The following is a 12663-nucleotide window of genomic DNA, read 5'->3' as shown; positions in this document are numbered from 1 at the left end:
CCCCGGGCGGGGCGGGGGCGGTGGTTTCTGCGCCGTTTCGACCCATGTCAGTGCGAGGACCTACTCTGTGCACCGTGACTTCGCCTGCCTCGACGGACCTCGCTCCGCCCCAGCTCAGCGCGGGGCCGCGCCCCGCGCAGGGGCCGGCCGCCGACGAAGGGCTCGCGCGGCGCCTGCGCGCGCTCGCCTGCACGGCGCCGCTGCACGACCTGGACGCGCGCAAGGCCAACCTCGCCGGCGAGTACACGGTCTACGCGATGGCCGAGGTCGCGCTCGCCGCGATCGACCTCGTCACCCTCCACATGGACTTCGACACCGGCGCCGACCACGACCAGGTCGTCGCCCGGCTGCTGCCCCGCGTCGCCGCCCAGGCCCCGCGGCGCCCCGCCGCCGAGCACGAGCGCGTCGCCCGCTGGGTGCTGGAGAACCTGATCAACGTCGGCAGCGTCGACCGGGGCTTCCGCGCCGTGTACGGCACCTTCGGCACCGACGGCGTGTACGTCCGCCGGGACTACGACTTCAAGCTCATCGAGGAGGTCCCCGGGTACGGCGGGACCGTCTGCCTCCGGACCACCGACGAGGCCGTCAACGTGCTCGTCGGCGCCCTCGACACCGACGTCACCAGCGCCCAGATCGCCGCCGAGGTGAAGCTGGAGGTCCTCATCAGCCGGGGCCGCCTCGCCGACGCGCAGCTCGCCGCCGAGCAGGCCCGCTACCGCACCGTCCAGTACGCCGAGACCCTCCGCAGGACCCTGGAGGCCACCCGGCGCAACGTGCGCGCGGTGGACTGGCTCAACAGCGTCCCCGACATGATCGCCGAGGCGCTCGACCATGTCGCCGACCGCTACCGCCACGAGAACGCGATCCTGACCAACATCCGCAAGGCGCGCGACGAGGCCGAGGACCAGGAGCACAAGCGGCGGGCCGCCGAGCTGGTCGACATAGTCAAGGACTGCATCCGCCGCCACACCCAGCTCCAGTCCCGGCTCCTGGAGGCCGGGCCGCTGTTCCGCGCCGAGCAGGACCGGCAGGCGTTCGCCACCCCCACCCGGTACACCGGCCTGGACCTGTACGGGCAGCTCGTCGCGCCCGTGCTGCCGCTCCCCGTCGAGCGGGCCACCCGGGTCACCGACGCCTTCTTCGCGCACGGCACCGGCCTGCGCACCCCCGGCTCGGTCCGCCTCGGAGACCTCGTCGACCTGCTGCTCACCCCGCCGGTCGAGCGCGAGCACCTCGGCGCGGAGATGCCCGAGCCGGACCTGATCGCGACCCCCGACGACTCCCGCTTCAGCGAGCGCCAGCTCGCGGACGCGCTCGCCCTGCTGGACCTGGAGCACGACGCCCCGCGCCGGCTCTCCGGGCTGCTCGCCGACGCCCGTGCCACCGGCGGCGAGGACCTCGCCTACCTGGTGGCGCTGCTCGCCGTCCACGCGGCCAGCCCGCCGGTCGGCACCGCCTACCGCCAGGGCGAGGAGCGCCTGCTCTTCGCCGTGGACGACGGCACCCCGCTCGACGACCCCGGCTTCGGAGGCGCCGACCTCATCGTCGGGACGGCGCTCCTCGACGCCGTCGGCATGGCCGCCGACCGTACGGAGGCGACGTGACATACGTCTCCGACGCGACCCCGCCCGCCCCCGGTACCGGCCAGGACCCCCGTCCGCCCCGCCGCCCCGCGCGGGCCACGCGCGCGTGGCTCCCCCAGCCCGCGCCCCCGCTCGCACCCCCCTCGGAGCCGTCCCCCGCGGGCCCCGCCACGGAGCCGACCGAGGCCGAGAGCACCACGGAGCCGTCCCGGACCGCCCCGGAGCCGTCCCAGGCCGACGCGACCCCGCCCGCCCCCGCGCGGCTCGCCCCTGCCCCCACGCAGCCCGCTCCTGCCCCCGCGCGGCCCGCCCCGGCCGCCACGCAGCCGCACCGGCCCGTCGTGGCGCCCGCCGAGGCCGCCATGACGGGCCTCTGGACGGCCGACGCCCCGCAGCCCGCCCCAGGCGCCCCGCAGCCGAACTCGGCCCCCGCGCGGCCCGCCCCGGCCGCCGCAGCGACGCCCTCGACCACCACCGAGCCGACGCAGGCCACCACCGAGCCGACGCGGCCCGTCACGGACCCCGACGCGTCCGTCGCCGGGCTGTACCCGCTCGCCACACCGGTGCCGGTAGCCGTACCGGCCCCGTCGTCGCCGGCCGAGGCCCTCGCCGGGCCGTTCCGTCCCGTCACCCCCGCGGCACCGGTGACCCCGCTGCCCGAGGTCCGCCCCGCCACCGTCCCGGCACCGCCGGCCGAGCCGGCCCCGCCGGTGCCGGCCCCGCTCTCCGGGGCCCGCCCCGTCGCGCACCCCGTACAGCCCGCCCCGCAGGCACCCGCGGCACCGTCGTCCCCGCTCTCCGGGAGCGGCTCCGCCACCGCACCGGCCGGGCCCTTCCCGGCGCCCACCGCCCCCGGCCCGCGCCTGCTGGCCCCCTTCGTGGACTCGCCCGTCGTCGGCGCGGGGACGTCCGGCACCGGCGGACCGGCGGCGGACGGTGGGCCGGGGGACCGGCCCCGCCTCGGGGCCGTGTCCCTGCCGCGGACGCCCCGGGCCGCCGCGCGGCGCCGGGACCTGCCCATGGTCCGCGCCGTACGGCTCGGGGGCGCCCGGCAGGAGCCGTCGCCCGCACCCGGTGAGGCGCCCGCGCCGCCCGCCGCCGTCACCCCCGTGCCGCTGCCCCTGCCCCGGGCCGCCGGCACCGCAGCCGTACCGAACGAGAGCCGCACCGAGGAGCCCCAGCCGTGAGCGACAACGCCGTCCAGCACACCGAGGACGCCGGGTACACGGACGCGTGGAGCGAGCAGGAGTCCCCCCGGCCCCCGGCCTCCGCCCCCACCGCCTCCGCGCATGCCGTCACCCCCGCGGACGCCGCCGACGCCGCGCGGCTCGTCTCCTTCGGGCTCCAGCCCAAGCTGCTGCCCGCGCGCGACGCCGAGTACGCCGAACTGCTCCGCCGCTACCAGGAGGACCCGGCCTTCGCCCGGCTCGCCGACGCCGTCGCGACCGGCCTCGGCCTGATCGTCCTGGAGGTCTCCCCGCGCGCGGGCATGGCCGTCACGGCCGGCGAGGACTCCGTCTTCGCCGTCCGCATGGGCGACTACGCCCGCCGCGCCAACACCGACTCCGCCGACCGCTTCCTGCACGGCCTCGCCCACCTCGCCGTCGCCGCCATGGCCTTCCCGCGTCCCGAGGACCTCGCCGACGACGGGTACATCGGGCGTCTCACCGTCAACGGCGTGGACTCCTTCGTCCGCCAGGCGTGCCTCCGCCTGGAGCAGCGCGCCGAGGAGGAGGGCGAGAACACCGACCCGGCCTCCGACGCCCCCGGCCTGGAGTCCGCCTGGCGCGTCTACTCCCGCCGCTCCACCACCGGCGCGACCAAGGACGCCCGCCGCCTCGCCGGCTCCACCACCGGCATCGTCGCCAAGGCCGTCGCCTTCCTCACCGACTCCGGCTTCCTCCAGCGCACCGGCGACGAGAACGGCGGCTCGTACCGCACCACCGCCCGCTACCAGCTCCAGGTCCGCGACATGGCCGGCTCCGCCGCCCTGACCGAACTCCTCGACCTCGGGATCGTCCCCGTCACCGACGGCACCGCCACCCTCGTCCCGCCGCCCGAGGGCGACGACCTGGACCTCGCCGCCGACGCCGGCCTGCCCTTCCACGCGTAATCCCGCCGCACCCCGCCCCGGCGCGCGGCCGCACCCCGCCCCGCGCCACCGAACTTCCCGAGCACGAGAGCACGAGAGTCCCTCGCCATGTACGAGCTGTCCCGGGTCCGCCTTTACTCCATCGGCCCCGCCGGCGCCCGCTACGCCGACACCGTCCTGGACCTGCGCGGCGTCGGCGCCCCCGTGCCGAACCCCGCCCCCACCCAGGCGGAGTTCTTCGAGGAGGAGCCCGTCGGTCCGCCGCGCCGCCCCGCCCCCGCGGGCGTGCTCTTCCTGGAGAACGGCGGCGGCAAGTCCGTCCTCCTCAAGCTCATCTTCTCGGTGATGCTCCCGGGCCACCGCAACACCCTCGGCGGCGCCAGCTCCGGCGTGCTCCGCAAGTTCCTGCTCGCCGACGACTGCGGACACGTCGCCCTGGAGTGGCAGCACACCCTCACCGGCGAACTCGTCGTCGTCGGCAAGGTCAGCGAGTGGCGCGGCCGCCAGGTCTCCAACGACCCGCGGAAGTTCGCCGAGGCGTGGTACTCCTTCCGCCCCGGCCCCGGCCTCAGCCTGGACAACCTGCCGGTCGCCGAGGCGACCTCCGTCCGCCCCTCCGCCGAGGGCGCCTCCGGCGCCTCCGGCCGGCGCCGCACCATGAAGGGCTTCCGCGACGCCCTCACCGAGGCCGGCAAGGCGTACCCGCACCTCGAGGTGGTGTGGGAGGAGATCCACGACCGCTGGAACGAGCACCTCGGCGACCTCGGCCTCGACCCCGAACTCTTCCGCTACCAGCGTGAGATGAACGCCGACGAGGGCGAGGCCGCCGGCCTCTTCGCGGTCAAGAAGGACTCCGACTTCACCGACCTCCTCCTGCGCGCGGTCACCGACACCCGCGACACCGACGGCCTCGCCGACCTCGTCGGCGGCTTCGGCAACAAGCTCGGCCGCCGCGCCGAGCTCACCGCCGAACGCGAGTTCACCGCCGGTTCGGTCGACCTCCTCACCCGCATCGTGGACGCGGCCGGGACCAGGTCCCGCGCGCGCGAGGTGCACGCCGCCGCCGAACGCCGCACCCGGACCCTCGCCCGCCGGCTCTCCGGCCGCGCCGGAGGCGAGCGGGAGCGCGCCGCCGAACTGGCCCAGCAGGTCACCTCCGCGGGCCACGCCGTCTCCGAGGCCGAGACGGCCCGCGAGCGCAGCGCCCTCATCGCCGCCGAACTCGCCTACCGGCACGCCTCCCTGGCGCTCGCCGCGGCCGAGAAGGGCGCCGCCTCCCAGCGCCGCGAGCTCCTCGAGGCCCGCACCCTGCACTCCGCCTGGCAGGCCGCCGAGTCGGTGCTCCGCCACCGCGCCGCCGGCGACCGCTCCGCGCGCGTGGCCGCCGCCATCCGCGAGGCCGAGCGCGACGCCGCCCCCGCCCTCGCCGCCCGCGCCGAGGCCGCCGCCGGCCTCGTCCGCGCCCTCGCCGCCGCCGCGGAGGAGGGCGAGCGGCACGCCGCCGAGGAGGAGGAGCGGTCCACCGCCCTCCAGGAGGTTGGCGAGGCCGCCCACCGGGACGCCACCGTCGCCGCCACCGAGGCCCAGCGGGCCCGCAGCGAGGCCGGCCACCTGCGCCAGCGCCTCGCCGAGGTCGAGCAGGAGACCGCCGAGGCCGTACGGGCCGGCTGGCTCGACGACTCCGCGCCCGACGCCGACCCGGCCCGCGCCGCCCTCGCCGCCGCGGACGCCGAGAAGACCACCGTCGCCGCCTGGGACGCCGCCCGCGAGGTCGCCCGCACCGCGAGCGACCGGGCCCGTGAGACCGCCGCCGCCGAGTCCCGCGCCGAACTCGCCGCCGCCCGCGCGGCCGACGCCGCAGAGGCCGCGGGCAACGCCTACGACGCCGAGCGCCGCGCCGCCGAGGCGCTGGCCGCCGAGGAACGCCTCGCCGAACTCCTCGGCCTGCCCGGCTCCGGCTCCCCGCTGCCCGGCCAGCGCGCCGCCCGGACGGCCGACACCCGCGACGGGGACGACGCCCCGGCGGCCGGCGAGCCCGACGCCCAGGCGCCGCTCTCCGTCACCGACTTCGACCGCTACGCAGAGGAGCTGCGCCGGCTGCTCGACGGGGCCGTCTCCTCCGCGGAGCGCCAGCTCTTCGACCTGCGCACGGCCGCCGCCGACGACTCCCGGATCCTCGGCGCCCTCGGCGACGGCGGCCTGCTGCCGCCCGGCCCGGACGTCCTCGCCACCGTCGAGTTCCTCGGCGAGCACGGCATCCCCGCCCTCCCCGGCTGGCGCTACCTCGCCCAGTCCGTCGACCCCGCCGACCACGCGCGCGTGCTCGCCGCCCGGCCCGAGCTCGTCGACGGCGTCGTCATCACCGACCCCGTCTCGTACGGGCGCGCCCGCGAGGCCCTCGGCTCGGCGGCCCTGCTGCCCCGCTCCGCCGTCGCCGTCGGCACCGCCGCCGCCCTCCTCGCCCCCGCACCGGCCCAGGAGGCCGGCGAGGACACCGGCGTCTTCCTCGTACCGCCGAACCCGGCCATGCACGACGAGCACGCCGCCGACGAGGAGCGGCAGGCGCTCCGCGCGCGTGCCGCCGCCCGCGACGAGGAGATCCGCGCCCTGGCCGCCCGGCTCGCCGGCGACCGCGCCCTCGCCGCCCGGATCGGCGCCTGGCGCGCCGACTGCCCGCCCGGCATGCTCGCCGAGCTCGCGGCCGTCGCCGCCACCGCCCGCGAGACCGCCGAGACCGCGGGCCGGGCCCTCGACGAGGCCCGGGCCGCGCACGCGGAGGCCGAGGAGACCGCGGCCGAGGCCCTCGCGGTCCGCGACGAGCGCCAGGAGGCCGCCCAGCGCGCCCGCCGCGTCGCCGACGCCCTCGCCGGGCTCGCCTTCCGGCTCCGCGAGCGCTCCGCCTGGCAGGCCAAGCTCCGCGAACTCGCCGACGACGCCGCCGAGTCCGAGGCCCGCGCCCAGACCTGCCTGGAGCGCGCGCGGGCCGCCGACGAGGACCGCCGGGCCGCCCAGCGGGCCGCCGACGACGCCCACCGCACCGCCCGCGCGCTGCGCGCCGAGCGCGCCGAGATCGCCGGCGCCCCCGAGCAGCTGCCGGAGGCGGACGCCGACGCGCCCCGCGCCGCCCTCCCCACCCTCCGTGAGGCGTACCGGGCCGCCTCCCAGGTCTACGAGAAGGTCGGCGTGGGCGCCGACCTGCGCGCCGAGCAGGCCCGGGCCGAGAGCGACGAGTCCGCCGCCCTCGCCGAACTGGACCGGCTCACCAACAAGGTCCGCACCCGCGCCGAGCAGCTCCTGGAGTCGACCGACGGCGCCGACGGCCCGTCCCGGCAGGCCGCCGCGGCCCGTGCCGAGTCCCTGGTGCAGATGCTGGAGTCCCGCGCCTCCGAGGCGAGCGAGAAGCTCGGCCGGCTCCGCGGCGAGGCCGAGCGGCTGGCCCCGGAGGACGCCGGGGCCCACACCGAGCTGCCGGAGGAGCTGGTCCCGGCCGACGCCGACCGGGCGCAGGCCCTGCTGCGTACCGCGAGCGCCGAACTGGCCGCCCGCAGCGACGCCCTGGAGGCGGCCCGCGCCGCCCACGCCGGGCTGCTGCGCGACCACCGGGCCGCCGAGGACGCCGCCGGCGGTTTCGACGAGACCGCCGCGCTCCTGCGCGACCTGCTGCGCGACCACGCGGAGGAGGAGCAGGAGGAGCAGGAGCCGTACCCGGGCACCCTGGAGGAGGCGCGGAGCACGGCCGGCGAGGCGCGGCGGGCGCTGCGTTCCTGCACCGCCGAACTCTCGGCCGCCGACGCTTCGGTGCGCGAGGCGAGCGACATCCTCGTCCGGCACGCCAACGCGACGCGCTACGAGCAGGTCCGTACCCCGGCCCGCCAACAGATCCGCGAACTGCCCGCCTCCGCGCTGCCCGAGCACGCCGCCAAGTGGGCCGAGGCGTTCGCGCCCCGCCTCCGCGTCCTCACCGACGAGCTGGCCCAGCTGGAGCGGAACCGCGACTCGATCGTGGACCGGCTGCGCGGCCTCGTGGAGACCTCGCTCGCCACGCTCCGCTCCGCCCAGCGCCTCTCCCGGCTCCCGGAGGGCCTCGGTGAGTGGTCCGGCCAGGAGTTCCTGCGGATCCGCTTCGAGGAGCCGGACCAGGCCACGCTCACCGAGCGGCTCGGCGAGGTCGTCGACGAGGCGACCCGCGCCGCCGTGAGGAAGAACTCCGACCTGCGCCGCGACGGCATGTCGCTGCTGCTGCGGGGGGTGCAGGCGGCGCTCGAACCCAAGGGCATCGCCGTCGAGATCCTCAAGCCGGACGCGGTGCTGCGCGCCGAGCGGGTGCCCGTCGGGCAGATGGGCGACGTCTTCTCCGGCGGCCAGCTGCTCACCGCGGCCATCGCTCTGTACTGCACGATGGCGGCGCTGCGCTCCAACGACCGGGGCCGGGACAAGCACCGGCACGCGGGCACGCTCTTCCTCGACAACCCGATCGGCCGGGCCAACGCCACGTATCTGCTGGAGCTCCAGCGGGCCGTGTCGGACGCGCTCGGCGTGCAGCTGCTGTACACCACGGGTCTGTTCGACACCACGGCGCTCGCCGAGTTCCCGCTCGTGATCCGGCTGCGCAACGACGCCGACCTGCGGGCCGGCCTGAAGTACATCAGCGTCGAGGAGCACCTGCGCCCGGGCCTGCCGCAGCCGGCCGGGGAGGGCGAGACGATCCACGGCGAGATCACGGCGACCCGGATGTTCCGCCGCCACCAGGACGGGGAACCTCCGGCCGCCCCGTAGGCGCGACGAAGGCCCGGCCCCTCACGGGCCGGGCCTTCATCCTGTCCGGGATCAGGCGACCCGTTCCTCCGGGACCCGTTCCCGCCGCGCCTGGTAGGCGGTGCTGCTCGGCTCGGAGACCACGCCGTTGCGCTGCCGCCAGACCTGGCGGGTGATCCAGATGTCCAGCACGCTCCAGGTGGCCACCACCGTCGCGACCACGGCCGCGATCGTCATCGGATAGGCCAGCCAGGAGCCCGTGACCGAGGTCAGGAACGCGACGAGGGCCAGGATGATCGTCACCGAGGTGATCATCACCGCCCGCACCGCCGCGTTCCGCACCGGGTCCGGCATCCTCCGCAGTCCGCGGTCGTCCTCCACCCACAACTGACGCGCGGTCCGCGTCTCGTCATCCATGTCCTGTCACTCCCCACCGCACGACGCTCCCAGGGGTGGCTGCCCGGTTCGCACGGTTCTACACGGCCTGCGCGGCCGGCCGGTGAGCCGTCCGTCCCAGGACAGCGCGTTCCCCCGTACTTCATGACGCTCTGGACAGGGAAAAGGTTTCCCCAATTCACCCGACATCGCGAGCGGAACGAACGATTCCAGCCATTGCGCCCAGGACGGGAAAACGTGCCGGGTCACGTGTCCTGCACCACAGTGGCCGATCCGAACTCCTGGAATACCAGGACATCTCATGATCAACGCTCACTCGACAGGCTGAAAATCGCCCAGACACACCTTCGAGATGGTCGCGATGCAGTAGTAGGCTCACGCCGCCGTTTGTTGAAACCGAAGGTTGACGCGCCGTGTTGACGCGGCGACGCCGTTCGAGGGACCTCCGTGGCCGGGGGCCGTACTGGGGGAGGCCATGCGCTTTCGCGGGAAGTCCATCCGCCGGAAGATCGTGGCGCTGCTCCTCGTACCGCTCGTCTCCCTCACCGGCCTCTGGGGTTTCTCCACCGTCCTCACCGGACGCGAGGCCGACCAGCTCCTCGACGTCGGCTACATCGTCGACAAGGTCGGCTACCCCATCGAGGACACGGCCCGGGTCATCCAGCTCGAACGCCGCCAGTCCCTCGTCTACCTCGCCGACCCGCGCGGCTCCGAGGCCCTCACCCAGCTGCGCGAGGCCCGCCTCGCCACCGACCGGCAGATGGCCCGCATCCGCGCCAACGCCGAGGACCCCGGCGTCCGCGAGGAGATGCGCCCGGTCACCACCCAGAAGCTCAACTCGCTCCTCGCCGCCTTCGAGGAGATCACCTCCCTGCGCCGCTCCATCGAGAAGCGCAGCATCGGCCGGCTCCAGGCGCTGGAGTTCTACAACCGGCTCGTCGACCCCTGCTACAGCTTCCTCGTCACCCTCCACGCGCTGGAGAACGTCGAGATGGACAAGCAGGGCCGTGCCCTCGTCGGCATCACCCGGGCCCGTGAACTCCTCTCCCGAGAGGACGCCCTCGTCCTCTCCGCCCTCGTCGCCGACCGCGTCACCGCCCAGGAGATCCGCGCCGTCTCCGACCTGGTCGCCGTCCGCAAGCAGTTCTACGAGGTCAACCTCGAACTCCTCCCCGCCGCCGAGCGGCAGCGCTACGAGCAGTACTGGCGCAGCCCCGAGACCTCGGCCCTGCGCACCGCCGAGGAGGCGTTCGTCAAGGAGGGCCCGACCGAGCGTCCGCGGTCCGTCACCGCCGCCTACTGGCAGGACGAGGCCAGCCCCGTCCTGGACGAGCTCGCCCGCGCGAACACCGCCGCCGGCGACCGCTACCAGGACCGCGTCCAGCCCGCCGCGTACAGCGTCCTGCTCAAGGCCGGCGTCGCCGGAGTCCTCGGCTTCCTCGCCCTGCTCGCCTCCGTCGGCATCTCGGTCCGGGTCGGCCGCTCCCTCGTCCGCGACCTCCGCCGCCTCCAGAAGGAGTCCCAGGAGGTCTCCGGCGTCCGGCTGCCCAGCGTCATGCGCCGCCTCGCCGCCGGCGAGCACGTCGACGTCGAGACCGAGGTCCCGCACCTCAAGTACGGCGCGGACGAGGTCGGCCAGGTCGGCCAGGCCCTCAACACGCTCCAGCGCGCCGCCGTCGAGGCCGCCGTCAAGCAGGCCGAGCTGCGCCGCGGGGTCTCCGAGGTCTTCGTCAACCTCGCCCGCCGCAACCAGGTGCTGCTCCACCGCCAGCTCACCCTCCTCGACACCATGGAGCGGCGCACCGAGGACACCGAGGAGCTCGCCGACCTCTTCCGCCTCGACCACCTCACCACCCGCATGCGCCGCCACGCCGAGGGCCTGGTGATCCTCTCCGGCGCCGCCCCCTCCCGCCAGTGGCGCAAGCCCGTGCAGCTGATGGACGTGGTCCGGGCCGCCGTCGCCGAGGTCGAGGACTACGAGCGCGTCGAGGTCCGCCGGCTGCCCCGGCTCGGCGTCGGCGGCCCCGCCGTCGCCGACCTCACCCACCTCATCGCCGAACTCCTCGAGAACGCCACCGTGTTCTCGCCCCCGCACACCGCCGTCCAGGTGCTCGGCGAGCGCGTCGCCAACGGCTTCACCCTGGAGATCCACGACCGCGGCCTCGGCATGAGCCCCGACGTCCTGCTCGACGCCAACCTGCGGCTCGCCGAGACCCCCGAGTTCGAGCTCTCCGACACCGACCGGCTCGGCCTCTTCGTGGTCAGCCGCCTCGCCCAGCGCCAGAACGTCCGCGTCTCGCTCCAGACCTCCCCGTACGGCGGCACCACCGCGGTCGTCTTCCTCCCGGCCGCCCTGCTCACCGACGCTCCCGAGACCCAGGGCGCGGGCTTCCGCCTCGACCGCGAGACGCTGGACCCGCGCACGTCCGAGGGCGACGACCGGACCGCCTCCGGCGCGTCCCTGACGGCCTCCGGGACGGCCGCCGGCGCGCTCGGCGACGGCCCCCTGCCGCAGCGGCGGCCCGCCCTCGCGCGCGTGCCCGACCTGGCGGACGGGACGGGCCCGGCGCTCCGGGGCGCCGCCGACGGACCGTTCGACGCGGTCGCGGGCCGGACGCCGGAGCGCCCTCTGGACGGCCCGGTCGAGCTGGAGCCGCCGTTCGGCCCCGAGGACATCGACACCCTCCTCGACCGCTCCGCCGACCTCCTCGACAGCGACAGCGAGCGCGGCGGCCTCTTCCGCCCCCAGCGCCGCCGTCCCGGCCTCGCCCCGGCCGGCGAGCAGCACCAGCAGGCCCCCGACCAGGCCGGCGGCCACGGCGGGGACGAGCCCGCCGGCGACGGCGCCCAGGGCCCGGTGCCGCTGCCGCGCCGCCGCCAGCCGACCCTGGTCGTCGACCACGGGCGCCGGCTCGACGAGCCGGGCCGCGCCCACCCCGCCCCCGGCGACCGCCGGGTGCCCCCGCGCGCCACCGGCCCCATGCTCGTCCCCGTACGCCCGGAGGGCACCGACGCCCGTACGGCTCCGGCCCCGCCGGCGCCCGCCCAGGACCCGCCGGCCCCGGCCACCGCGCCGTTCTCCGCGCCGGCCGACGGACCCGGCCGGGCGCCCTCCGCCGACCCCGCCGCGCGGATCGACGGGCTCCCGCGCCGCGTGCGCCAGGCGAGCCTCGTGCCGCAGCTGCGCGATCCCGAGCACCCGGCCGGCACCGCGCCCGACACCGGTCCGCCGCCCGCCGGCCCGGCCTCCGCCGAGGGCGACTTCGAGCGCGACGCCGAGGAGGTGCGTGCCCGGATGGCCGCCATGCAGCGCGGCTGGCAGCGCGGACGCCGGGACGGCACCGGACCGGACGACACCACAGCACACGGAACGACACCCGAGGGGGACGGTCGATGACCGCACCGAACGCCGCAGCAAGCTCCAGCAGCCCCGTCCACGGCGACGGCGAACTGAACTGGCTCCTGGACGAGCTGGTGGGCCGCGTCGCCGCCATCCGCAAGGCCCTGGTGCTGTCCAGCGACGGCCTGCCCACCGGCGCGTCGAAGGACCTGAGCCGTGAGGACGGCGAGCACCTCGCCGCCGTCGCCTCGGGCTTCCACAGCCTCGCCAAGGGCGTCGGCCGCCACTTCGAGGCGGGCAGGGTCCGGCAGACCGTGGTCGAGCTGGAGGACGCCTTCCTCTTCGTGACCGCCGCGGGCGACGGCAGCTGCCTCGCCGTCCTCGCCGACGCCGACTCCGACGTCGGCCAGGTCGCCTACGAGATGACCCTCATGGTCAAGCGGGTCGGCACCCACCTCGGCACGGCCCCCCGGACCGGTCTGTCCACGGGAGGGTGA

At 76.5% G+C, this 12663-nt stretch carries 7 protein-coding genes; 6 read left to right on the top strand and 1 reads right to left on the bottom strand.

Annotated features, from left to right (window positions below; translation table 11 throughout):
* Window positions 1-74 precede the first annotated feature (74 nt).
* The 4 genes from ACFVU3_RS17370 to ACFVU3_RS17355 all read left to right on the top strand — a co-directional run bounded on the left by ACFVU3_RS17370 (window position 75) and on the right by ACFVU3_RS17355 (window position 8451).
* The gene (locus ACFVU3_RS17370; protein WP_390066983.1) at window positions 75-1604 is read left to right on the top strand and encodes a hypothetical protein; all 1530 of its coding nucleotides are present in this window, start codon (window positions 75-77) and stop codon (window positions 1602-1604) included.
* Entirely contained in the window at window positions 1601-2770 is a 1170-nt protein-coding gene (locus tag ACFVU3_RS17365; RefSeq protein WP_390066981.1) for a hypothetical protein, read from the top strand. The genes ACFVU3_RS17370 and ACFVU3_RS17365 overlap by 4 nt, the downstream gene beginning before the upstream one ends.
* The gene (locus ACFVU3_RS17360; protein WP_390066979.1) at window positions 2767-3696 is read left to right on the top strand and encodes a hypothetical protein; all 930 of its coding nucleotides are present in this window, start codon (window positions 2767-2769) and stop codon (window positions 3694-3696) included. Before ACFVU3_RS17365 ends, ACFVU3_RS17360 begins: the two co-directional genes overlap by 4 nt.
* An 87-nt stretch (window positions 3697-3783) precedes the next feature.
* Window positions 3784-8451 (top strand): hypothetical protein, encoded by a 4668-nt coding sequence (locus ACFVU3_RS17355; protein WP_390066977.1) that lies wholly within the window; start codon window positions 3784-3786, stop codon window positions 8449-8451.
* Window positions 8452-8502: 51 nt separating this feature from the next.
* Here the strand turns inward: ACFVU3_RS17355 and ACFVU3_RS17350 are convergent, their stop codons facing one another.
* Window positions 8503-8847, bottom strand: coding sequence for a hypothetical protein (locus tag ACFVU3_RS17350; RefSeq protein ID WP_390066975.1), 345 nt, complete (start codon window positions 8845-8847; stop codon window positions 8503-8505).
* A 454-nt stretch (window positions 8848-9301) separates the two neighbouring features.
* Between ACFVU3_RS17350 and ACFVU3_RS17345 the strand changes: the two genes are divergently transcribed.
* Together ACFVU3_RS17345 and ACFVU3_RS17340 are read left to right on the top strand one after the other, a co-directional pair.
* Window positions 9302-12223, top strand: a complete 2922-nt coding sequence (locus tag ACFVU3_RS17345; RefSeq protein WP_390066974.1) for a nitrate- and nitrite sensing domain-containing protein — start codon at window positions 9302-9304, stop codon at window positions 12221-12223.
* Entirely contained in the window at window positions 12220-12663 is a 444-nt protein-coding gene (locus ACFVU3_RS17340; RefSeq protein WP_390066972.1) for a roadblock/LC7 domain-containing protein, read from the top strand. Before ACFVU3_RS17345 ends, ACFVU3_RS17340 begins: the two co-directional genes overlap by 4 nt.

This window comes from Streptomyces sp. NPDC058052, assembly GCF_042885515.1.
Lineage (GTDB): Bacteria > Actinomycetota > Actinomycetes > Streptomycetales > Streptomycetaceae > Streptomyces.
This window is presented reverse-complemented; position numbering and strand designations above follow the sequence as displayed.

What these genes read in the sequence shown, in the direction of transcription:
- ACFVU3_RS17355 (WP_390066977.1), top strand. Translation starts at nt 3,784, where the DNA reads ATGTACGAGCTGTCCCGGGTCCGCCTTTACTCCATCGGCCCCGCCGGC.
- ACFVU3_RS17350 (WP_390066975.1), bottom strand. Translation starts at nt 8,847, where the DNA reads ATGGATGACGAGACGCGGACCGCGCGTCAGTTGTGGGTGGAGGACGAC.
- ACFVU3_RS17345 (WP_390066974.1), top strand. Translation starts at nt 9,302, where the DNA reads ATGCGCTTTCGCGGGAAGTCCATCCGCCGGAAGATCGTGGCGCTGCTC.
- ACFVU3_RS17340 (WP_390066972.1), top strand. Translation starts at nt 12,220, where the DNA reads ATGACCGCACCGAACGCCGCAGCAAGCTCCAGCAGCCCCGTCCACGGC.